This is a genomic window from Phreatobacter sp. AB_2022a (assembly GCF_026847585.1).
Classification (GTDB): domain Bacteria; phylum Pseudomonadota; class Alphaproteobacteria; order Rhizobiales; family Phreatobacteraceae; genus Phreatobacter.
The window spans coordinates 1-21452 of record NZ_JAPSET010000005.1 but is presented as its reverse complement, the minus strand read 5'-3'; the positions used below and the strand labels follow the sequence as shown (position 1 = coordinate 21452).

General features: G+C 69.5%; 20 protein-coding genes. 8 read left to right on the top strand and 12 right to left on the bottom strand.

The window, feature by feature from the left end; all coding sequences use genetic code 11:
- Positions 1-3: 3 nt before the first annotated feature.
- Entirely contained in the window at positions 4-822 is an 819-nt protein-coding gene (locus OZ671_RS05080; protein ID WP_268859723.1) for a transporter substrate-binding domain-containing protein, read from the top strand.
- A gap of 114 nt (positions 823-936) precedes the next feature.
- Here the strand turns inward: OZ671_RS05080 and dapA are convergent, their stop codons facing one another.
- The 3 genes from dapA to OZ671_RS05065 all read right to left on the bottom strand — a co-directional run bounded on the left by dapA (position 937) and on the right by OZ671_RS05065 (position 4446).
- Positions 937-1857, bottom strand: coding sequence for a 4-hydroxy-tetrahydrodipicolinate synthase (gene dapA / locus OZ671_RS05075; RefSeq protein WP_268859722.1), 921 nt, complete (start codon positions 1855-1857; stop codon positions 937-939).
- A 195-nt stretch (positions 1858-2052) separates the two neighbouring features.
- Entirely contained in the window at positions 2053-3042 is a 990-nt protein-coding gene (locus OZ671_RS05070; RefSeq protein WP_268859721.1) for a TRAP transporter substrate-binding protein, read from the bottom strand.
- Between the two features lie 45 nt (positions 3043-3087).
- Entirely contained in the window at positions 3088-4446 is a 1359-nt protein-coding gene (locus OZ671_RS05065; RefSeq protein WP_268859720.1) for an NAD(P)H-dependent oxidoreductase, read from the bottom strand.
- Positions 4447-4543: 97 nt separating this feature from the next.
- On the opposite strand from OZ671_RS05065, the gene OZ671_RS05060 reads away from it, so the two are divergent.
- Positions 4544-5458, top strand: a complete 915-nt coding sequence (locus tag OZ671_RS05060) for a LysR substrate-binding domain-containing protein (RefSeq protein WP_268859719.1) — start codon at positions 4544-4546, stop codon at positions 5456-5458.
- Here the strand turns inward: OZ671_RS05060 and OZ671_RS05055 are convergent.
- On the bottom strand, positions 5406-5975 hold the full coding sequence (locus OZ671_RS05055) for a MarR family winged helix-turn-helix transcriptional regulator (protein ID WP_268859718.1): 570 nt from the start codon (positions 5973-5975) through the stop codon (positions 5406-5408). The two genes, OZ671_RS05060 and OZ671_RS05055, sit on opposite strands and share 53 nt — an antisense overlap.
- A gap of 132 nt (positions 5976-6107) precedes the next feature.
- Here OZ671_RS05055 and OZ671_RS05050 point away from each other — a divergent pair, with 132 nt between their 5' ends.
- The 5 genes from OZ671_RS05050 to OZ671_RS05030 all read left to right on the top strand — a co-directional run bounded on the left by OZ671_RS05050 (position 6108) and on the right by OZ671_RS05030 (position 10825).
- A complete protein-coding gene (locus OZ671_RS05050) occupies positions 6108-6482 on the top strand; it encodes a cupin domain-containing protein (protein WP_268859717.1) in 375 nt (124 codons plus the stop codon).
- Positions 6483-6596: 114 nt separating this feature from the next.
- Positions 6597-7757: an acyl-CoA dehydrogenase family protein gene (locus OZ671_RS05045; RefSeq protein WP_268859716.1), complete on the top strand. Its 1161-nt coding sequence runs from the start codon at positions 6597-6599 to the stop codon at positions 7755-7757.
- A 5-nt stretch (positions 7758-7762) separates the two neighbouring features.
- A complete protein-coding gene (locus tag OZ671_RS05040) occupies positions 7763-8818 on the top strand; it encodes an acyl-CoA dehydrogenase family protein (protein ID WP_268859715.1) in 1056 nt (351 codons plus the stop codon).
- Positions 8815-9618, top strand: coding sequence for a crotonase/enoyl-CoA hydratase family protein (locus tag OZ671_RS05035; protein WP_268859714.1), 804 nt, complete (start codon positions 8815-8817; stop codon positions 9616-9618). Before OZ671_RS05040 ends, OZ671_RS05035 begins: the two co-directional genes overlap by 4 nt.
- 124 nt (positions 9619-9742) lie before the next feature.
- Complete coding sequence (locus OZ671_RS05030; RefSeq protein WP_268859713.1) at positions 9743-10825, top strand: pyridoxal phosphate-dependent aminotransferase; 1083 nt, start codon at positions 9743-9745, stop codon at positions 10823-10825.
- On the opposite strand, the gene OZ671_RS05025 is transcribed toward OZ671_RS05030, so the two are convergent.
- The 6 genes from OZ671_RS05025 to OZ671_RS05000 form a co-directional block, all read right to left on the bottom strand.
- A complete protein-coding gene (locus OZ671_RS05025) occupies positions 10809-11177 on the bottom strand; it encodes an antibiotic biosynthesis monooxygenase family protein (RefSeq protein WP_268859712.1) in 369 nt (122 codons plus the stop codon). The two genes, OZ671_RS05030 and OZ671_RS05025, sit on opposite strands and share 17 nt — an antisense overlap.
- A gap of 402 nt (positions 11178-11579) precedes the next feature.
- Positions 11580-13151: an ABC transporter substrate-binding protein gene (locus OZ671_RS05020; protein ID WP_268859711.1), complete on the bottom strand. Its 1572-nt coding sequence runs from the start codon at positions 13149-13151 to the stop codon at positions 11580-11582.
- 103 nt (positions 13152-13254) lie between these two features.
- A complete protein-coding gene (bla, locus tag OZ671_RS05015; protein ID WP_268859710.1) occupies positions 13255-14142 on the bottom strand; it encodes a class A beta-lactamase in 888 nt (295 codons plus the stop codon).
- A 40-nt stretch (positions 14143-14182) separates the two neighbouring features.
- Positions 14183-15061 (bottom strand): class A beta-lactamase, encoded by an 879-nt coding sequence (gene bla, locus OZ671_RS05010; protein ID WP_268859709.1) that lies wholly within the window; start codon positions 15059-15061, stop codon positions 14183-14185.
- Positions 15062-15267: 206 nt separating this feature from the next.
- Positions 15268-16146: a class A beta-lactamase gene (gene bla / locus OZ671_RS05005; protein ID WP_268859708.1), complete on the bottom strand. Its 879-nt coding sequence runs from the start codon at positions 16144-16146 to the stop codon at positions 15268-15270.
- Between the two features lie 169 nt (positions 16147-16315).
- Positions 16316-17815, bottom strand: coding sequence for an amidase (locus OZ671_RS05000; protein WP_268859881.1), 1500 nt, complete (start codon positions 17813-17815; stop codon positions 16316-16318).
- Positions 17816-18003: 188 nt separating this feature from the next.
- Here OZ671_RS05000 and OZ671_RS04995 point away from each other — a divergent pair, with 188 nt between their 5' ends.
- Positions 18004-18777: an SDR family NAD(P)-dependent oxidoreductase gene (locus tag OZ671_RS04995; protein WP_268859707.1), complete on the top strand. Its 774-nt coding sequence runs from the start codon at positions 18004-18006 to the stop codon at positions 18775-18777.
- On the opposite strand, the gene OZ671_RS04990 is transcribed toward OZ671_RS04995, so the two are convergent.
- Positions 18706-19857, bottom strand: coding sequence for an HlyD family secretion protein (locus tag OZ671_RS04990; RefSeq protein ID WP_268859706.1), 1152 nt, complete (start codon positions 19855-19857; stop codon positions 18706-18708). The genes OZ671_RS04995 and OZ671_RS04990 overlap by 72 nt on opposite strands.
- Positions 19858-19884: 27 nt before the next feature.
- Positions 19885-21452, bottom strand: a 1568-nt coding sequence (locus OZ671_RS04985; RefSeq protein WP_268859705.1) for an MFS transporter, incomplete at its 5' end; no start/stop codon positions are given.

Here is a 21452-nt window from a genome sequence, read left to right as displayed (position 1 = left end):
ACCATGGATCGCCGTTCAGCCACCCTCTTCCTGTCGGGCCTCGCGGGCCTGCCTCTTCTCGGCCTCTCGGCCGTGCCCGCCGCGGCCGACGGGCTCGACACCATCATGCAGCGCAAGAAGCTCCTGGTCGCGATCGACCTCGGCAATCCGCCGCACGGCATGATGAACGCCGAGTTCAAGCCGACCGGCTCCGATGTCGAAACCGCGCGCCTGCTCGCCCAGGATTTCGGCGTCGAGCTGGAGATCGTTCAGGTTTCCACGGCCAACCGCGTGCAATACCTGATGACCAACAAGGCGGACCTCGTCATTTCCGCGCTGTCGATCACCGAGGAGCGCAAGCGGGTCATCGACTTCTCGACCGCCTATGCCGAGCTGCAGTGCGTGGTCGCGGCGCCGAAGGCGATGAACATCGCCTCCTATGCCGACCTCGCCGGCAAGGGCGGCATCGCGGTCACCCGTGGCACGGTCAACGATCAGGAGCTCACCCGTGGCACCGCCGGGGTGAGCGGCGTGCAGATCGTCCGTTTCGAGGACGACCCGACCTCCACCGTCGCCATCACCTCCGGCCAGTTGAAAATCTACGCGACCTCGCTGCCGCTGCTGAACCAGTTGCGCAAGGACAATCCCCAGCTCGACCTCGACACCAAATTCGTCATGAAGGGCTTCCCGCTCGGCATTGCCCTGCGCAAGAACGAGACCAAGCTGCGCGACAAGCTCAACGCCTGGGTCAGGGCCAATCTGGAGAACGGCAAGCTCGTCGAAATCTACGAGCGCTATCACGGCGTGCGGCTGGTGCCGGCGGAACTCGCCGCCAAGTCCTGACAAGACGGTCCGGATCGGAACCGCCGCTCCTCTGCCCGCGCCGATGATCCACGGCTTCTGCCGAACCGGCGCGCCCAGCGGGGCGGCTCCTCGGACCGCCCCGCCTGGGTTGGGTCACAGGGAGCGAAGAGAAGCGCAGGCCCGCTCCGTCATCGCCCGGTCGATGCAGGCGGCCAGCGCGTCGGTGATGGGCACCATGGGCAGGCGCATTTCCGGGCTGTCGATCAGGCCTTCGCGCCAGAGCCAATGCTTGATCGGGCCGGGGCTCGGCTCGGCGAAGAGCAGGCGCGGCAAGCCGGCGAGGCGCTTCCAGTCGGCGAGCGCGCCGGCCTGATCGCCCGCAAGCAGCTTGCCGCGGATATCGGCGAAGGCATGGGCCCCAACGTGCGCGGACGCCGTGATGCCGCCGTCGGCGCCCTGGGCCAGCGCCGTGTAGAACAATTGGTCCTCGCCGGTGAGGATCGCGAAATCCCGGGGCCTGCGGCAGAGCAGATCGAACGACTGGGCGGCATCGGCGCAGCAATCCTTGACGCCGACGATATTGGCGCGCTCGGCCAGGCGCAGCATGGTCTCGTTGCCGAGATTGACGCCCGTGCGATAGGGAATGTTGTAGATGAGGATCGGCCTTTCGGTGCTGTCGGCCAGCGCCGAGAAATGGCTCGACAGCCCCTGCTGCGATGGCCGGGTATAATAGGGCGAGGCGATCAGATAGCCGTCGACGGCCCACGATGCCGTCCGCGCGAGAGCATTCACCACCTTGCGCGTATCGCTGCCGCACAGGCCGAGATAGAGCGGCACCCGTCGATTCGACGCATCGAGCGCTTCGCCGGCGATTGCGACCAGGCGCTCGGTCTCCTCGTCGTCGAGCGCCATGCCTTCGCCCGTCGTCGCTGCCAGAATGAAGCCGTCGACGGGCTCCGCGGCAAAATGCGCGACGAGCCGGCGGAGTGAGGGCTCGTCGAGCCGGCCGTCGCGAAACGGTGTGACGAGCGGCAGCCAGAGGCCGCGCGGCGTCGAATGATGCGATTGCGACATTGTCCATCTCCTTGACGCCGGAGACGGAGCGCGCGCAGGAACCCCGTCCAAACCGGCGGGGTCAATCTGATCCGAGTGCTTGCTTTTCGACTGCGCGCGCTGACCATCTGCCCCTAGAGGGGGGCTTTTTTCGACTGGGCGAAGGGCGTGCTGCGACAGGTCATGGCAGATGACTGCGGCAGGCGCGCCGCCTTGTCAAGCCAGGCGGATGATGCGCTCGCGCCAGCCGGCCCCGGCCTCGAACTCCTGCCTGAGACCGGCGACCGTCGCGGCGAAGGCTCCGACATCGACTTCGGTGACCATCACCTTGCGGCTCTTCAGCTGGCTCATCACCACCGCGTCGTCGGCCTTCACGCGCGGGCGCAGCTCCGCCTCCATGTCGCGGGCCGCCCGGTCGAGGGCGGCCTTCAGCTCGGGCGAGAGGCGCTGATAGCCGGCCTCGGCGACAAGAATGCAGTTGTCCTGCATCATGTGGCCGGTGAGCGAGAGATGCGAATTGATCTCGAAGAAGCCGGCGCTGAAGGCGAGCGCGACCGGATTCTCCTGGCCGTCGACATCGCCGGCCTTCAGGGCGTCGTAGACCCTGGCGAAGGACAGCGGCCGCGGCTCGGCCCCGAACATCTCGAAGGTCCGGCGCCAGACCGCCCCTTCCGGCACGCGGATCTTCAGGCCCTTCATGTCCGCGGGCGAGCGCACCGGCCGGTTGCAGCCGAGTTGGCGCGGCATGCGCGGAATGGCGCCGAGCGGCCGGAGGCCGGCGCTTTCGGCAATCGCCGCCTGATAGTCGGGGCGCAGATGGTCCCAGGCGCGGTTCTTGTGGCCGACATCCCGGAACAGATAGGGCTCGCCCCAGACCTGGGCGGGCGCATACCAGCCGGCGAGCACCGCCTGGCCGGGCGCGGCCACATGCACCGCGCCGCGTCTCAGCGCCTCGACATGATCGCGCTCGCCGCCGAGCGAGCCGCCGTGATGCGAGGAAATGACGATCTGGTCGCGGGTCAGCTCGGCGACACGCTTGGCGAAAAAATCGAGGCCCATGCCGATGAAGTCGGCGGCCGGCGTTGCCGTGACGCCGACCCATTGCAGGCGCTCTGCCTTCAGGACCGCCGGCGCGCTGACCAGGAGCGGGCCCGCTGCCAGCCAGCCGAGAACGCGCCGGCGCTCCGGTTTCGACACTGCATGCACGCCCAGGGCGGGCCTCCCCTTGCCGCCCTCGACTACCTGCCGGTCTCAGGCCCCGCGGGCGTTGGGACGAGAGAAGGCCGCCTCCATCTCGCGCCGCACGCGGACCGCGAGATTGTTCGGATCATAGTCGACATCGCTCCACTTCAGGCGCTGACCTTCGGCAATGTCGACCTTCAGCTTGATGCCATGGGCAAGGCCGAGCGGTAAATAGCCTTGTTCCAGGGATTGTCCGGCCGGCGTCTGCTTGCCCCAGACGCAGAAGCCGCCCTCACCGTCCAGCATCTCGCCGGCCTTCAGGGGGCGCTTGGCAGTGGCGACCACGTCGGAATTGAACACGACCGGCGCGCCCGTGGGCTCGCGGCGAAGCGCGGCGGACGCCACCGACACGCCGAGCTCGAGCCCGATCATGTGGATCGGCCGGTAGAGCGCGGCATAGCGCCCGCTCGCATCGGGCAGCATGCTGTATTCGCGGAAGCATTCCTGCGAATAGGCGCTGTCGGTCTCGAAGACCACATATGTGCCCATGACGAGGCTGTGCGGCACATCCGTGCCGTCGCGATAGACCGAGGAGGTCACCTCGGTGACGCCGGCGCGTTCGAGCACGCCGCCGGCCGAGCGCGGCTTGCAGATCTCGGCATGTTCGAAACGCATGGCCGGCGGGAAGGACAGCCCCTCGCTCTGGGCTTCCAGGCCTGTGGCATTGCAGACCGCGGTCATCTCGATGCCCGACTTCGTGCCGTCGACGAAGGAGTTGAACATCTTGGGATTGATCGAGCTGCGGTCCTGGATCTTCATGTACTTGTCCAGGATGTCCCAGACGGTATCCGGCGTCGAGCGATGATAGGTCGGGTGGTAGCGCGTGCCCTTGCCGGCCGCCACCACCTTGAAGCCGCAGGTGCGAGCCCAGTCGACATGCTCGGCGATCAGGGCCGGCTGGTCGCCCCAGGCGAGCGAATAGACGACGCCGGCCTCGCGCGCGCGGCGGGCGAGGAGCGGCCCGGCCACCGCGTCGGCCTCGACATTGACCATGACGATATGCTTGCCGTTGTCGATCGCCTTCAGCGCGAAGCGGATGCCGGCGCCGGGATCGCCCGTCGCCTCGATGATCACCTCGATGGCGCCATGGCCGATCATCAGGTCGGCATTGTCGATGACGGCCGTGCCTCCGCTCTTCAGCGCGTCGTCGATCGACCGGTCGGCATATTGCGCCTGCGGCCAGGCCGCGGATGCGAGCTGCGACCGGGCGCGCGCGGTGTCGAGGTCGGCAACCGCGACGAGGTGCATGCCGGCGGTCTGGCGCACCTGGCTGGCGAACATGGTGCCGAACTTGCCCGCGCCGATCAGGCCGACCGTGACCGGCCGACCGGCGGCCTGGCGTTCCAGGAGCATACGATTGAGGTTCATGACTTCCGGTCCCCGAAAAACTCCGGCAGAGGCTATCAACAAGCCTGAATCCATGAAATTGAAATAAACTGACGAAATCGGTGATCTGAGCTCATCCATGATCAAGGGAATGCCGCCGCTGCGGTGCCTCCTCACCTTTTCCGCCGTGATGGAGGCCGGCAGTTTCGCGCGGGCCGCCCGGCAGCTGAACGTCACGCCTTCGGCGGTCAGCCATCAGATCCGTCTGCTCGAGGACATTCTCGGCCGTCCGCTGTTCCTGCGCGCGCGGCGTGCCGTGCTGCCGACCGAGGACGCGCTCGCCTATGCCGCCGCGCTCGGCGAGAGCTTCACCCGCATCGCGGTCGCCACCAGCCGCTTCACCGCCTCCGGCAAGGTGCTGCGGCTGATGCTGCATTCCGCGCCGAGCTTTGCGACGCTCTGGCTGATGCCGCGGCTCGGTGCCTTCCGCCGGCGCCATCCGGATATCGATCTCACCCTGTTCGCCGGCCATGAACCGGCGAGCCTTGGCGACGACGGCTTCATGCTCGACATCCAATATGCCCGGCCCGTCCCCGAAGCCTGCGACAGCATCGTGCTCGCCGAAGAGCGCATCGTGCCGCTGGCGAGCCCTGCCTTCGTCGCCGAGCACGGCATCGCCGATGTCGAGGCCATTGCCCGCGTGCCGCTCATCCATTCGGTGCGCTGCGTGGTGCAGTGGGACGAATGGATCGCGCGGCATGCACCCGACGTCATGCTCAGTCCGCGCAGCCTGCAGTTCGACCGCGCCTTCCTGGCGCTGATCGCGGCGGCCGACGGCCATGGCCTGGTGCTCGAATCCGACCTGCAGGCCGCCGACATGCTGGCCGACGCGCGTCTCGTCATGCCGTTCGGCCCGGCCGGCGAGCGTTCTGTGGCGCACCGTCTCGTCTATCGCCGCGAGGACCGCACGCGCCCGCAGGTGAAGGCCTTCGTCGACTGGATCACCGAGACGATGGCCGCCGAGCGGCTCGCGGCGGCGGGGGATCCGCAATAGCCGGCGTCCCGCTTCCGGCCTCGGCGGCCGCCTCGACCTGGGTCAACAGCTCGCGCAGGAGATCGGCCAGGGCGGCCCGTTTCGCCGGGCTCAGCCCCTCCAGGAAGCGCTGCTCGTTGGCCATGTCGGCCCGGACCGCCTGTTCGACACGCTCCCGCCCCTTCTCGGTCAGCGTGACCAGCAGGCTGCGGCCGTCCTCCGCCGACTTCTCGCGCCGCACCAGGCCCGCGCGTTCGAGCCGCACGAGCCGGTGGCTGAGGCCGCCCGACGTGATCATCAGCGACCGGTAGAGCTCGGTCGGCGTGAGCTTGAACGGCGCGCCGGCGCGGCGCAGCGTGCTCAGGACGTCGAACTCGCCCCGGTCGATGTCGAAGCCGGCAAAGACCGCCTCGATGCTCGGCCGGACCAGATTGGACAGCCGGTAGGCGCGGCCGAGAACGGTCATCGGTTCGGTGTCGAGGTCGGGCAGTTCGCGCCGCCACTGGCCGCGCAAGCGTTCGACGTGATCGGCCGCCATCAGCCCCGTCCTCCTGCCGCGTCTTCCGTTTCTGTATAGCCGCGAGATATCTTGACGAGAAGATATTTTTCATCCATATATCTTCTCGCTAAGATATATTGCGGGCCCAGAGCCATAGGGAGGATTTGAGCCGTGACTGCCGTCATCCATCGTTCCGACCTGCCCGCCGGCACCAGCCGCACCGCCCGTTTCGACGGCGGCGCGCACGGCTCCCAGGTCTCGTTCTTCCTCGTCGACAACGAGCCCGGCCAGGGGCCGCGCCTGCATGTCCATCCCTATACCGAGACCTGGGTGGTCGAGGCGGGCGAGGCCGAATTCACCGTCGGCACCGAGTGCCTGCGCGCCGGGCCCGGCGACATCCTGGTCGGGCCGGCCGGCGTGCCGCACAAATTCGTCAATGTCGGCGCCGGCCGGCTCAGGCTCGTCTGCGTCCACGCCTGCGACCGCATCATCCAGGAGTTCCTGGACGAGGGACGGACCGGCCCGCACCAGCCGGCAAGCGCCTGAGGACGCGAGCCCGGCCATCCGGGCGCAGCCTCGTCCGTAATGCCTCCCCCGAAAGGGGCGCATGACCCGCCCGCGCGTTCCGATCTAACCTCGGAACGACCGAAGGATCATGCCATGCCCGCCGGATTCCGTTTCGACCCCTGCGACCTCCCGGAGGACGCGACCCGCGAGCTGCGGCGCGAGCTGCGCAGCTTTCTCGCCGAGATTTCCGCCGATTGGACGACGGCCGACCGCGCGAGGTCCTGGATCGCCTTCGATCGCGATTTCAGCCGCGCTGTCGGCAAGCGCGGCTGGATCGGCATGACCTGGCCGAAGGCCTATGGCGGCAGCGCGCGCTCGGCCTTCGAGCGGTATGTCATGCTGGAGGAGATGCTGGCCGCCGGCGCGCCCGTCGGCGCGCACTGGATCGCCGACCGGCAGAGCGGCCCCCTGATCCTGAGGGTCGGCACCGAAAGCCAGAAGCGTGAGATCCTGCCGCGCATCGCTCGCGGCGAGCTCGCCTTCTGCATCGGCCTCAGCGAGCCGGATTCCGGCTCGGACCTCGCCTCGCTCCGCTCGCGAGCCACCCGCGTCACCGGCGGCTGGCGGCTCGATGGTGCCAAGATCTGGACCACCAACGCCCATCACTGCGACTTCATGATCGGGCTGTTCCGCACCGCGCCGGCGACGGAGACGAGCCGCCATGCCGGCCTGTCGCAGTTCATGATCGACCTCTCCGCGTCCGGCATCGAGATCCGGCCGATCGCCGACCTCACCGGCGAGCGCCATTTCAACGAGGTGCGCTTCGACGGCGTCTTCGTGCCGGAGGACATGATCATCGGACGGGAGGGCGACGGCTGGGCCCAGGTCAATGCCGAACTGGCCTTCGAGCGCAGCGGGCCCGACCGCTACCTCAGCGCCTTCCCATTGCTTCCGCCAGCCATCGATGCCGTCGGCAAGACAGGCTTCTCGGCCGAGACGGCGCGCGATCTCGGCCGGATGGTGGCGCGGCTCGCGACCCTGCGGGCCATGTCGCTTTCGGTCGCCGGCATGCTGGAGGCCGGTGCGACGCCGCTCAACGAAGCCGCCCTCGTCAAGGATCTCGGCGTCGATCTCGAACAGGCGACGCCCCAGTTCATCGAGGACCTGATCGGCCTGCCGCCCGGCTTTTCCGACCCCGGAGGGCTCGCCGCCGCGACCGCCTTCGTCACCCAGGTGGCGCCGACCTTCTCGCTGCGCGGCGGCACCCGCGAAATCATGCGCGGCCTCACGGCCCGCGGCCTGGGCCTGAGGTGACCGCGATGGACCTGGCCAGCATCATCGGCGACCAGCTCGCCCGCCTTCTCACCGAGCATGTCGACCGCAAGACGCTCGCAGCGGCCGAGGCCGGCGCCTGGTCCGCGCCGCTCTGGGACGCGGTCGCGGCCTTCGAGCTGCCGCGCGCCCTCGTCGCGGAGGAGCAGGGCGGCCACGGGCTCGCCTGGTCCGATGCCGGTGCCGTGCTGCATCTGGCCGGCCGCTTCGCCGCCCCGATCCCGCTCGGCGAGACCATGATCGCGGCGGCCCTGCTCGCCGAGGCCGGCATCGCCGTCCCCGACGGCGCCATGACCATTGCCGACGGCCGGCCGCTCGCCCTGACCGAGGGCCGGCTCGACGGCCGCCTGCCGGCGGTGGCCTTCGGCCGGTCGGCCGGTCATCTCGTCACGGTGACGGGACCGAAGGATGCCGCGCGGCTCTGCCTCGTCGATCTCGGCATGGCCGAGACCGAGCCCCTGGCCAGCACCGGGCGCGACAGCCGGGACGATGTGGTGCTGCGCGGCATCCCGCCGGTTGCGACCGCCCCCGCCGGCCCCGGCGGCGCGCAGCGGATCCTTGTTCTCGGTGCATTGATGCGGGCGAGCCAGATCGCCGGCGCGCTCCGCAAGCTGCTCGAACTCTCCGTCGACTACGCCAATACGCGCCAGCAGTTCGGCCGGCCGATCGGCCGCTTCCAGGCCATCCAGCAATCGCTGGCCCAGCTCGCCGCCGAGGTCGCGGCGGCGGAAGTCGCCGCGATCACCGGCTGGCGCGCGCTCGACCGGGACGCGGCGCGGCCGGATGCCGCCGGCTTCGAAGCGGCGGTCGCGCGCATCCGCTCAAGCGAAGCGGCAAGGATCGGCGCGGCCATCGCCCACCAGGTCCATGGCGCGATCGGCGTCACCGACGAGCATATGCTGCACTACTTCACCCGCCGCCTCTGGCTCTGGCGCCTGGAATTCGGTGCCGAATCCTGGTGGGCCGAGGAGCTCGGCGCACGCGTGCTGGCCGCCGGCGGCGACCGGCTCTGGCCCCTTCTGACGCGAGACGACATGCCATGACCTCTTTCCTCGACATTTCCCGCGACGGCGCGATCGTCACCCTGACGATGAACCGGCCGGAGGAGCGCAACGCCATTTCCGACGTGGAAAGCTGCGACGAATTCGTCGAAGCCTGTCGCGCGATCACCGCGGACACCTCGATCGCGGCGGTGATCCTCACCGGCGCCGGCGCCTCCTTCAGCGCCGGCGGCAACCTGAAGAAGATGCGCGACCGGTCCGGCTTCGCGCCGCGCGAGAACCCGATTGCGACGCGCAACAGCTACCGGCGCAGCGTCCAGCGCATCCCGCTTGCCCTCTATGACCTGGAAGTACCGGTCATCGCCGCCGTCAACGGCCATGCCATCGGCGTCGGCCTCGATCTCGCCTGCATGTGCGACATCCGCATCGCGTCCGACAAGGCGGTCTTCGCCGAGAGCTTCGTCAAGCTCGGCATCATCCCGGGCGACGGCGGCGCCTGGCTGCTGCCGCGCGTCGTCGGCATGTCCAAGGCGGCCGAGATGACCTTCACCGGCGACAGCCTGTCGGCGGAGGAGGCCAAGGCCTGCGGCCTCGTGTCCAAGGTGGTGCCGCATGACGAGTTGATGCCGGAGGCGCGTGCGCTTGCCGGGCGGATCGCCGCCAATCCGGCAACCGCCCTGCGCTTCTCCAAGCGGCTGCTGCGCGAGGGCCAGCATGTCAGGCTCGACACGCTGCTCGAACTCTCCGCCGCCTTCCAGGCCATGGCGCATGAAACCGAGGACCACCGCGAGGCGGTGGACGCCTGGCTCGAGAAGCGCAAGCCGGTGTTCCGCGGCCGTTAGGAAATGGCGAATAATGAGTGGCGAGTGGCGGGTCGGGGCACGGAGGACGTGGTTCCCTCGCGGCCGGACCCTGCTCCGCTATTCGCCACTCGCCATTCGCTATTCGCCAACTCCGGGGGCCGAAGTGTTCGAACGTCAGAACGTCGCCGACATGGCGGGCTATGTGCCCGGAGCGCAGCCCGATGGCCTGGTCGTCGCCAAACTCAACACCAACGAGAACCCCTATCCGCCGGCGCCCGCCGTGATGGCCGCGCTCGGCACGATCGACCCGGATGCGCTGCGTCGCTATCCGGACCCGATGGCACGCAGCTTCCGTGCGGCCGCCGCCCGCCTCCATGGCGTCACGCCCGACCATGTCATCGCCACCAATGGCGGCGACGAGCTCCTGCGCCTTGCCTTCACCACCTTCCTCGACCCCGGCGGCGTGGTCGGCCTCGCGGAACCCAGCTATTCCCTCTATCCGGTCCTCGCCGCCATTCAGGGCAGCCGGCTCTGTCGCGTACCGCTCGAGGCCGACTGGTCGACGGCGCCCGACATGGCCGCCGTGTGGAACCGGGCGGGAGCGCGGCTCGCCGTCCTCGTCAATCCGCATGCCCCGTCCGGCCGGCTCGCCACGGTGGACGAGATCGCCGCCGTCGCCCGGACCTTCGCAGGCGTGCTGCTGGTCGACGAGGCCTATGTCGACTTCGTCGATCCAGCCCTCGGTCACGACGTGCTGCCGGTCGTCCGCAGCCTGCCGAACGTCATGCTGCTGCGCACGATGAGCAAGGGCTATTCGCTCGCCGGCCTGCGCTTCGCCTATGGGCTCGGCGCCCCCGCGCTGATCGCGCCGATGCTGACCAAGACCAAGGATTCCTACAATGTCGACGCCATCTCGCAGACACTGGCCGAGACGGCTCTCGCCCACCGCGCCCATGCCGCGGCGGGCTGGGCGCTGATCCGGGCCGAACGCGCGCGGCTCGCCGCCGCGCTCGCGACGCGCGGTTTCGCGCCCGCCGCCTCACAGACCAACTTCCTGCTCGTCGACGTCCCCGCCACCGTGGCCGGCGGCGCGGCCGGGCTGCACCGCCGCCTGCAGGACGAAGGGATCTTCGTGCGCTGGTTCGATCAGGACGGACTGCGCCAGCGCCTGCGCATCACCATCGGCAGCGCTGACGAGAACACGGCGCTTCTCGCCGCGATCGACAGGCTCACGGCGCCGCGCTGAAACCCGCTTCGTGGGCGGCACGGCTGTCCTCCGGCGCTTCCCCGCGGCGGTCGTTCATGCCGTAGTCGCGCAGCACCGATGCGACCCTCAGGCGATAGTCGCGGAAGATGCCGCCGCGGCCGGCCGCCTGCGTCGCGCGATGGCGGATCTGGTTGCGCCAGGCCGCCACCGCCGCCTCGTCGCGCCAGAACGACAGCGACAGGAGCTTGTCCGGGTCGGTCAGGCTCTGGAAGCGCTCGACCGAAATGAAGCCGTCCATGGCCATGAGATCGTCGCGCAGCCTGGCTGCCAGCGCCATGTAGTCGCCCTTGCGGCCTTCGGCCGGCGAGACCTCGAAAATGACCGCGATCATGACATCCTCCGCGCCGCGTCGAGACCATTGATTGTAGCGCGATAACGATCGCCCAGGCCGTCCTCAGGATGCATGAGATATGTGCCTGTGGCGATCTTGATGTGGCGGATCCGCCGCCGCGGCCGGCGCATCCGCGAGCCAGGCGGCGTCGGCGTCCCTGGCGAGGCTGTCCCACTCGCTCCGGATGATGGCGACCGGTGCGCCGATCAGGTCCGCCTCATGTCCGTGCCGGCCAGGCCGCAACAATACCGGCGCGGGGACGATCGGGAGCGCACACCGCCGGCGGCGAGCGCCATGCGCGCCGGCAGCGGCCGGACCGCTGCCAGCCGGGCCTTGGCCCGGAGGTCCAAGGCAAACGGACTGCACGACGGTTCGCTTCCCGCCGAACCGTCGGCGACCGCGTCACACCCGCCGCAGCGACCAGGGATAGGGCGCCGATCCGGTCAGCATGCCGGTCAGGTTCTTGCGATAGGCGGTCTTGATGGTGAACTGGCCGAGCGGCACGGTGGCCACCTCTTCCAGCGCCAGGCGGGCAAGCTCGGTCGCCGCCTTCTTCTGCCCGGCCTCGTCGGGGGCGAAGAGCCATTCGTCGACGAGCTGTTCGGAACGTGGATTGGTCCACCAGCCGAACCAACCGCTCAGCCCCGGACCACGGACCAGGTTGGAGGTTGCCGGGCTGCCCCAGCCATCGGTCGGGCCCAGCGTGTGGAAGATGCTCCAGCCGCCCTTGTCGACCGTTTCGCGGTTGTTGCGCCGCTGGATCACGGTGCCCCAGTCGCTTTCGGCCAGGTCGATGTTCATGCCGATCTTGCGCAGCACGTCGGCGGTCACCTGGCCAAGCGGGCCGATGTCGGGGAAATCGGTCGGGTTGATGATCACCACCTTCTCGCCGGCATAGCCCGACGCCTTCAGCGCGGCGGTGGCTTTCTCGATGCTCTGCGGCATCAGGTCTTCCTGCTCGCCGGCATAATAGGGCGTGCCGAAACCCCAGAGGCTGCGGCAGACCTTCCAGGACGAGGTATCGTCGCCCTGGCTCGCGCGCATGTATTCTTCCTGGTTCACCGCCATCCGCACCGCCTGGCGCACGCGGATATTGTCGAAGGGCGGCTGCAGGTGGTTGAGCCGCATGACCGCGGTGCGCCCGGCCAGGTCGATGACCTCGCGGACGATGTCGCGGTTGCGCGCGAGCATGGGCTGCAGATCCGACAGCGGCCGTTCCCACCAGTCGATCTCGCCGCGCATCAGCGCGTTGGCGGCGGTCGCGGCATCCGGAATGATGAGCCATTCGACGCGCGGGAAATGGGCGACCTTGCCACCGGCATTGCGGCTCGGCGGCTCCTGGCGCGGCACATAGCCGTCGAACTTCTCGTAGACCGCGCGGCTGCCGGAATTGTATTCGGACGGCAGGAAGCGGTAGGGGCCGGAGCCGACCACTTCGGTGATCTGCTTGTTGCCGTCGGTGACGGCGAGCCTCTCCGGCATGACGAAGGGCGGATTGTCGGCCTTGCCGAGCGCGTCGAGCAGCAGCGGGAAGGCACGGGTCAGGCGGATCTCCAGCGTCCGGTCGTCGACGCCGACGAAGTCCTCGGTGACCTTGGCCAGCGTCTGGCCGAAAATGTCGCGCTGGCACCAGCGCTTCAGGCTGGCCGCGCAATCGACCGCGCGCACCGTGCTGCCGTCGTGGAACTTCAGGCCCTCGCGCAGGCGGATGCGCCATTTCCGGCCATCGGCGCTGACCTCGTAGCTCTCGGCCATCTGCGGTTGCGGCTTGAGCTTGGCATCCTGGCCGAACAGCGTGTCGTAGACGTAGTAGCCGTGATTGTTGGTCACCGTCGCCGTCGTCCAGATCGGATCGAGCGAGGTGAGATTGGCCTGCGGCACGAAGCGCAAGGTCGTGGCGCGCTGGTCCTGGGCAAGTGCCGGCGCAGCGAGCAGGGAAGCGGCAGCACCTTTGAGAAGCGTACGACGGTCCATGGGAGCACTCCGGTATGCGGGGTTGCTCAGTCGAGACGATCTGCAACCCGCGCGTCAACCCGTGGCACGACATGGCGCCCCGCCGACGGCGCAGGCCGGCACCTCAGACGCTGGCCGCGACCAGGCCCGCCGCCTCGGCGATGACGGCGCTGCGTGCCTCGCCCGGCGCGTCCTTCTTGACGTAGTAGATCGACAGGATCACCGGCGGGCGCCCGGGCGGCCAGATGATGCCGACGTCGCTGGTCTCGCCGGCCAGCCCCGCGCCGGTCTTGTCGCCGACGCGCCAGCCACGCGGCAGTCCCGCCCGGATGCGGGCCTCACCGGTCCGGCATGCCACGAGCCACTCGGTGAGCCGCGCGCGCGAGGCGGGCCTCAGCACGTCGCCCAGCAGCAGGCGGTGGATGTTCTGCCCCATGGCGGCCGGCGAAGTGGTGTCCCTCGGATCGTCGGGCGCGACCGCGATCAGCTCCGGGAGCTTGCGGTCGAGGCGCGTGACGGAATCGCCGAGCGTGCGGATGAACCGGGTGAGCCGGGCCGGCCCGCCGCAGATCTCGATCAGGAGATTGCCGGCGGTATTGTCGCTGACCACGATCGCCGCCTCGCAGATCTCGGCAACCGTCAGCCCCGGCGCGCCGGCGCTCGGCGCGGTGATCGGCGAGGACGGCACGACCTCGCCCGGCGTGTAGATGATCCGGCGGTCGAGCCGCTCCTCGCGATTGTCGATGCGAGCCAGGATATGGGCGACGGCAAGCAGCTTGAAGGTGCTGCACAGGGCAAAACGCTCATCCGCCCGATGGCCCGTGCGGGCGCGCGTCGCGGTATCGAGGACGGCGACGCCCAGCCGGCCGCCGCAACGGGCCTCGAGCGCGGCGAAACGGCAGGCCAGGGCCGCGGCCGGCGAGATGCGCGATGTCAGGACGACCGGAGCCGCAACGATGGCGCCGCACAGCACGCGGCGTCCGAGGCTCGGCGATATGCGCTGCGACGACATGGCACACACCCCCCTCGCGGCCTGCCTAGCCCCCGCCCGCTCAAAGATCCGCCACCACGAGCCGCGCCGCCTCGGCGATCACTGCACTGCGCACCGCGGCACTGGCGCCGGCCTTGACATAATAGAACGACAGGACGAGCGGCGCGCGCCCCGGCGGCCAGGCGATGGCAATGTCGTTGCATTCGCCGCCGCGGCCCGAGCCGGTCTTGTCGCCCACCCGCCAGCCGTGCGGCAGGCCGGCGCGGATGCGCTCGTCGCCGGTGCGGTTCGCCTCCAGCCAGGCGGTGAGTTGGGCGCGCGAGCCCGGCTGCAGCGCCGCGCCAAGGAGCAGTCGCCTGACATTCTCCGCCATGGCGCGCGGCGAAGTGGTGTCGTTGGCATCGTTCGGGCTCGAGGCCGCGTAAGGCGCGAGGTGGTCGACACGTGTCACCGTATCGCCGAGGGCGCGGCAATAGCCGGTGAGGCCGGCCGGGCCGCCCGCGGCGTCGACCAGCAGATTGCCGGCGGTGCTGTCGCTGACAGTGATCGCGGCCTCGCAGAGCTCCGCCAGCGTCATGCCCGCGCCGCCGAGGCGCCGCGCGGCGATCGGCGAGTGGGCCACGACGTCGTCGGGGCGGATGACGATGCGCCGGTCGAGCCGATCCTCGCCGCGATCGATCCGTGCCAGCGCATGCGCCGCCGCCAGGAACTTGACCGTACTGCACATGGCGAAGCGCTCGTCGGCGCGATGGCCGGCGCCGGCGCCGGTCGCGGTATCGATGATCGCGGCGCCGAGACGGCCGCCGCGGCGCGTTTCCAGCGCTCTCAGGCGGTCACCGAGTCCGGCTCCGACCGCCGCGAGGATCGGGCAGACAAGGACGAAAGGCGCAGCCAGCAGCGGGCCGGCGATCGCAAGGCGGCGCGTGACGGAACGGGACATGGAACGGGATCCGGGAAGAAGCGCGATGTGGAGAAGCCGCCTTTTGATCAGGCCGCCGGCGAGCGAAGCCGCGGCCCATTTGCGGCCGGACGAAGGCCTTGTCGCGCCGGACCGGCGACAAGGATTGCAGCAAGATTGCACGGGCGTCCGACGGGCCCGATGCGGCGCCCGGAGCGGCATCGGCCGCCCCGGTCGACCGTGGGAAATCAGAGGCTGGCGGCGACGATGCGCGCGGCTTCGGCAATGACGGCATTGCGTTCGTCGAAGCTGCCGTCGCTTTTCCTGTAGTAGACCGAGAGCACCACCGGCGCCCGGCCGGGTGGCCAGAAGATGCCGGCCTCATTGGCCTCGCCGCCATTGCCACTGCCCGTTTTGCTGGCGACGTGCCAGCCCGACGGAAGGCCCGCGCGGATCCGCGCGTCGCCAGTCTTCATGCCGACCATCCACGCGGTCAGTTGCTCCCGCGAGGCGGATTTCAGCGTGTCGCCGAGCAGGATCTGCCGCACCGTCTCCGACATGGCGCCGGGCGTCGTGGTATCGCGCGGATCGTCCGGCGCGACATTGTTCAGTTCGGGCTCGTTGCGGTCGAGCCGCGATATCGTATCGCCGGCGCTGCGGAAGAATCGGGTGAGTCCGGCCGGCCCGCCGAAGCTCGCCAGCAGGAGATTGCCGGCCGTGTTGTCGCTCAGCACCACCGCCGCCTCGCAGATTTCGGCCATGGTCATGCCCTGACCCCCGGTCCGTAGCTTGGTTGCAGGCGAATAGGGCACGAGGTCGCTCTCGGCGAAGATGACGCGCCGGTCGAGACGTTCCTCGCCGCGATCGACACGGGCGAGGACATGGGCGGCGGCGATCGACTTGAAGGTGCTGCACATGGCGAAGCGCTCGCCGACCCGATGGCCACCCCGGGTTTCCGTCGCGGTATCCAGAACACCAACACCGAGACGGCCGCCGCTGCGCGCCTCGAGCGCCGCGAGCCGGGCACCGAGTTCCTGGCTGGCGGCAAGGCCGGGCTGGACGGCGACGAGGGGAGCCGCGATCAGCGGAGCGGCGAGCGCCATGCGGCGGGAAAGCAGATGAGACATGCGATGTCACCCCAAAGCGACACGGCGCGGAATGCGCCGGCCGCGCTTCAATCGCGGGCGGCGCGAGCAAAGCCGCGGCTGCTTTGTGGCGGACCGGAGGTCATGTTGGGAGAAGCTGGCGGCCAGGATTGCACCGGCGTTGCATGGCCGCCAGCGTCGTCCGCCCGCCTCAGTCGAAGCCCATGAAGCCCGGGCTGTCGCTGATCCGGGGCGCCGCCTTCAGCTTCGCGATGTCAGGCACCGGCCGGGCGGTCGCGGGGTCGCCGGCGAGCAGCCGCTCCAGGGCCGCCGCCACCGCCAGCACCTTGGCATCGCCGCCGCGCGGGCCGACGATCTGCAGACCGAAGGGCAGGCCGTTGCGGTCGAGCCCGACCGGCAGCGAGATCGCGGGATGGCCGACAACGGTCACCGCATAGGCATTGGCGAGCCAGTGGAAATAGGTCCGCGTCGGCTTGCCGTCGATCTCGGCCGGGAAGAGCTCCGACCAGGGCCGGGGGCTGAGCGTCACCGCGGGGCTCAGGATGACGTCGTAGTCGGCGAAGAAGGTCTGCCAGCGGCGATAGAGCACCGTCTGGTGCTTCATCGCCTCGGTCGCGTCGAGCGCGCTGTAGCGCAGCCCCTCCTCGACATTGGCCCGCACGTTCGGTCCGACCTTGTCGGGCGTATCGCGCACCTTGTCGTACATGCCGGCCAGGAACGACAGCGAGCGGAGTACCTCGAAGGTCTCGTCCGTACCTGAACAATCCGGCGTCGCCTCATCGGCCTGCACGAAGACGTCGCGGAACCGGCCGGTCTTGTCGGCGAAGACCTCGCGAATATGCCGCTCGGTCGGCGCGAAGCCGAAATCGGGGGTCAGCGCAACCCGCAGCGCCGAGAGGTCGATCGCCTCCGGCACGGCAAAATCCTCCGGCCGGCGGACGCTGCGCCCATGGATCGTCGTCGCCAGGGGATCGGCGGCATCATCGCTCGCCATGGCGGAGAAGAGCAGGCACAGATCCGGCACCGTGCGCGCCATCGGCCCGGACACGCTGAGCGGGTTCCAGCCGAGCGGCCGGCGCTCGCTCGGAACCACGCCGGGCGAAGGCCGGAAGCCGACAATGCCGTTGAACGCGGCCGGGTTGCGCAGCGAGCCGCCGGTATCCGAGCCAGTCGCGATCGGCACCATGCTGGTCGCGAGCGCGACACCGGAGCCGCCCGACGATCCCGCGGCCGAACGGGAGGGATCGAACGGATTGCCGGTCGCGCCATAGACGGCGTTGCGCGTATTGGCGCCGGCGCCCCATTCCGGTGTGTTGGTCTTGCCGATGACGATGGCCCCGGCCTGCCGGACCGAGCGCACGATCAGCTGGTCTTGGCCCGGCACGTTGTCCCGGAACAGCACGCTGCCGAAGGTGGTGACGAGCCCCTCGGTGTTTTCCAGGTCCTTGACGCCGACCGGCAGGCCATGAAGGGCCCCGAGCCGGTCGCCGCGCATGGTCGCGGCGTCGGCGGCGCGGGCGGCCGCGCGGGCCCGGTCGAAATCGCGCGCCACCATGGCGTTGACGGCCGGATCGACCGCCTCGATGCGCGCGATGCAGCTCTCCATCAGCTCGCTGGCCGACAGCTTCTTCGCGCCGATCAGCGCGCGTGCCTCGACCGCTCCGAGATCGCAAGGTTCCATGCTGTCCATCCTCATGCCCGTGCGCGCCGACCTTAGCACTGGCCCCGGCCGAGACCAGCGGCAGCGACGCAGGGCGGTGCCGCGCCGGTCTGCTTGCCCGGTCTGGCGGCCTCGGCCATCCTCCCGTCAGGCTCCGCACGGTCGCGGACGCGCGGCAAAAGAGGGCGGCCACCGCCCCGTCCAGGGAGGACAAGAGCATGACGACCCCATCGACATCGCTGGCGCTGACCGGCCTCAATGCGCTGGTCATCGGCGGTTCCAGCGGCATCGGCGAAGCCATCGCCCATGGCTATGCGGCCGCCGGCGCGCGGGTCGCCATTGCCGGCCGGGTCGCGCCCAAGCTCGAAGCCGCCGCCGCACGGCTCGCCGAGCGCTTTCCCGGTACGCGGGGCTATGTCGCCGACGTCACCGATCCGCTGGCGCTCGCCAGCCTGGCCGAGACGGTGGAGCAGGATTTCGGCCAGGTCGACGTGCTGCTGCCCTGCCAGGGCACGACGATCATCAAGCCGACGCTGGATTTCACGCGCGAGGAGTTCAACCACATCGTCGCGACCAACCAGACCAGCGTGTTCTTCGCCTGCACGACGTTCGGGCGCGCCATGCTCGCCCGCGGCAGCGGCGCCATCGTCAACATCGCCTCGCTCTCGGCCCATCGCGGCTGGCCGCGCGCCTGCCCCTATGCGATGACCAAGCATGCCGTGCTGGCGCTTACCCACACGCTCGCCGCCGAATGGGGCCCGCAGGGCGTCAGGGTCAATGCGATCTCCCCGGGCTTCTTCCTGACCGATCTCAACCGGGACAAGATGCCGCCAGAGCGCAAGGAGAGCGCGCTCCGGCGCACGCCCATGGGCCGGTTCGGCGAACTCGACGAACTGGTCGGCGCGGCGGTCTATCTCGCCTCACCCGCCGCGGGCTTCGTCACGGGCACGGTGATCAATGTCGACGGCGGTTATCTCGCGTCCGGCATCTGACGGGGCGCGGTCGGCTTCTGCGATGGCGCTCACGACCGGCGCGCCGGTATCGACGGCCACCACCACCGACATGCCCGGCCGCAGCCGCTCGGCGAGATCCTGACCCGCCTCCAGCTCGATGCGCACGGGGATGCGCTGCGCGACCTTGGTGAAATTGCCGGTCGCATTGTCGGGCTTCAGCACGCTGAACTCCGAGCCTGCGGCCGGCGCGATGCGCACGACATGGCCGCGCAGCGGCGTGTTGTCGAGGGCGTCGACCGTGAAGGTCGCCGGCAGGCCGGCACGCATATGGGCGAGCTGTGCCTCCTTGAAATTGGCGATGACCCAGACGGTCGCGGGCGTGACCGAGGTCAGCTGGGTGCCGGCCGTCACATATTGGCCGAGGCGCACGCCGACCTCGCCGAGCCGGCCGTCGACCGGCGCCACGATGCGGGTATTGCCCAGATTGATCTCGGCGAGCGCAACCGCCGCTTCGGCGCTCTTCACGCCCGCCTCCAGCGAGGGCTTGCCCGCATCGACGAGCGCGAGGTTCTGGGCGGCGAGGTCGACATTGGCGCGGGCCTGGGCGACGCCGGCCTCAGCCTGCATCAGGGCCACGTGCACCTGGTCGCCGATCGCCGCCGAGGAAACGCCGCGGCTGACCAGCGAGCCGGTTCGCTCCTGGTCGTGCTCGGCCTTTTCCAGAACGGCTTCAGCGCTCTTGAGCTGAGCCCTGGCAAGATCGAGGCTCGCCTGGCGAGCCGCGCGGTTCTGGTCGAAGCTCGCCAGCGCGGCCTGCTGCTGCTGCAGCGCGGCGCGGGCCTGCGCAAGCTGCTCGCGATAGATGCGGTCGTCGATGCGCGCGATGAGCTCGCCCTTGCGCACCCGCACATAGTCCTGCACCGCAACCTCGGTGACATAGCCCGACACCTGCGGGCTGAGCAGTGTCACCTGTCCCTTCACATAGGCGTTGTTCGTGCTCTGCACGTCGGTACGGAACGGCGGCAGCTGCCAGGCCCAGAGCACCATGAGGATGCCGGCAAGGCCGATGGCGAGCGCGGGAAGCGTGATCTTGAGGCGGGAAAGCTGGGTGGCGGACATGATCTTGTTTCTCTTGTACGGACGGGTTCAAATCGGTTGCGGCGCCGGCCGGCGGCGCGCGGCGCGCACATCGGCGGCCATGTGCAGGACGAGAACGGCCATGCCTGCCAGCGCCAGGACCGCGACCAGGAGGAACATGTCGTTGTAGGCGAGGACGTTCGCCTCCTGGGTCGCGAGGCGGCCCAGCGCGGCGACGCCCTGGGCGTCGCGCAGCGCCCCGTCCTGCAGGGTCGGCGCCAGGCCGGCGCCATAGCTGCGCACGCGCTGGGCGACGAGCGGGTCGGTCAAGGTCAGCGCGCTCGCCAGGACGTTCGAATGGAACTTTTCGCGGATGATGACGAAGGTGCCGAGCACGGCCGAGCCGAGCATGCTGCCGACCGTCTGCGAGCCCAGGAAGACCGCGATGAAGCTGAGGATATAGCCGGTGCCGCGCTGCAGCACGCGGGCGAAACCCGAGACCATGGCCGGACCGAGGAAGATCGCGCCGGCAAAGGCCAGCATGGCCTGGCTGAGGTAGAACTGTTCGGGACGGGTGAGGTTGGTTGCGCGCGCGTCCATCAGGGCGGCGGTCGCGATCAGCGCCAGCGCGGCGAGGTGCAGATAGGGCGCACGCGCCGGCGTCACCACGACGCTGGAGAATATGTAGCCGGCGGCGGTGGCCGCCGCGACGATCCAGAACATCGGCGCCATCTGCTCGTTCTGCAGGCCGAGCACGTTGAACAGGCCGACGGCGCCGACCTGCTGTTCTGCGAGCAGCACGCGGAACAGCATCAGCGCGCCGGTGAAGGCCAGCATGTCGCGCGAGCAGAGCCAGCGCAGATCGATGATCGGCGTCGCGCGGTTGAGCTCCACGGCGGCCATCAGCGCGAGCGCGCCGATGCCGATCGCGGCGAGCGCGCCGAGCCAGGGGGCCTCGAACCACCAGTAGGCCCGGCCGAGCGCCAGGACCAGGATGAGCGAGCCCGAGCCGACCGCCAGCAGCGGGAAGCTGACGAGATCCGCGAGGCCGAACACCTTCATCCGCGGCGGATGCGTCAGCGGCAGGGTCAGGATGATGCAGAGGCTCATCAACGCGAGCCCGGCCTCGAGCAGATAGAGCCCGTGCCACTCGCCGATCTCCAGGAGCTCCGGCGAGATGACGCGGGCGAGCGGCACGGCGAGCTGCGCGCCCAACAGGCCGAAACAGACGCCGATCGACAGCCGCTTGGCCGGCGGCGCCTTTTCCAGCATGTAGAACAGGGCGAGCGTCGAGAGCGGCGCCGCCACGAAGCCGGTCACCGCCCTGACCACGACGGCGGACCGCAGATCGTTGGTGAAGAGGTGCGCGAAGGCGACCAGCACGTAGACGGCAAGACCGATCTCCGCGAAGCGCCTCAGGCCGAACTGGGTGCGCATCTTGTAGACGAGCAAGGTGCCGGTGATGTTGGTCGCCATGTAGGCCGCGACCAGCCAGTTGCTTTCGAGCTGGGTAATGCCGAGAGCGCCCTGGATGCCGGTCAGATTGGCGGAGACGAGATTGAGGCCGAGCCCCTGGGTGAGGCCGAGCAGCAGCGAGGCGGCGGCATAGAGGGCGAAGGCGAAGGGCGAGGCCGGCG

Coding starts and splice junctions, on each gene's coding strand:
- OZ671_RS05080 (WP_268859723.1), top strand. CDS start 4: ATGGATCGCCGTTCAGCCACCCTCTTCCTGTCGGGCCTCGCGGGCCTG.
- dapA (WP_268859722.1), bottom strand. CDS start 1,857: ATGTCGCAATCGCATCATTCGACGCCGCGCGGCCTCTGGCTGCCGCTC.
- OZ671_RS05065 (WP_268859720.1), bottom strand. CDS start 4,446: ATGAACCTCAATCGTATGCTCCTGGAACGCCAGGCCGCCGGTCGGCCG.
- OZ671_RS05060 (WP_268859719.1), top strand. CDS start 4,544: ATGATCAAGGGAATGCCGCCGCTGCGGTGCCTCCTCACCTTTTCCGCC.
- OZ671_RS05055 (WP_268859718.1), bottom strand. CDS start 5,975: ATGGCGGCCGATCACGTCGAACGCTTGCGCGGCCAGTGGCGGCGCGAA.
- OZ671_RS05045 (WP_268859716.1), top strand. CDS start 6,597: ATGCCCGCCGGATTCCGTTTCGACCCCTGCGACCTCCCGGAGGACGCG.
- OZ671_RS05040 (WP_268859715.1), top strand. CDS start 7,763: ATGGACCTGGCCAGCATCATCGGCGACCAGCTCGCCCGCCTTCTCACC.
- OZ671_RS05035 (WP_268859714.1), top strand. CDS start 8,815: ATGACCTCTTTCCTCGACATTTCCCGCGACGGCGCGATCGTCACCCTG.
- OZ671_RS05025 (WP_268859712.1), bottom strand. CDS start 11,177: ATGATCGCGGTCATTTTCGAGGTCTCGCCGGCCGAAGGCCGCAAGGGC.
- OZ671_RS05020 (WP_268859711.1), bottom strand. CDS start 13,151: ATGGACCGTCGTACGCTTCTCAAAGGTGCTGCCGCTTCCCTGCTCGCT.
- bla (WP_268859710.1), bottom strand. CDS start 14,142: ATGTCGTCGCAGCGCATATCGCCGAGCCTCGGACGCCGCGTGCTGTGC.
- bla (WP_268859709.1), bottom strand. CDS start 15,061: ATGTCCCGTTCCGTCACGCGCCGCCTTGCGATCGCCGGCCCGCTGCTG.
- bla (WP_268859708.1), bottom strand. CDS start 16,146: ATGTCTCATCTGCTTTCCCGCCGCATGGCGCTCGCCGCTCCGCTGATC.
- OZ671_RS05000 (WP_268859881.1), bottom strand. CDS start 17,815: ATGGACAGCATGGAACCTTGCGATCTCGGAGCGGTCGAGGCACGCGCG.
- OZ671_RS04995 (WP_268859707.1), top strand. CDS start 18,004: ATGACGACCCCATCGACATCGCTGGCGCTGACCGGCCTCAATGCGCTG.
- OZ671_RS04990 (WP_268859706.1), bottom strand. CDS start 19,857: ATGTCCGCCACCCAGCTTTCCCGCCTCAAGATCACGCTTCCCGCGCTC.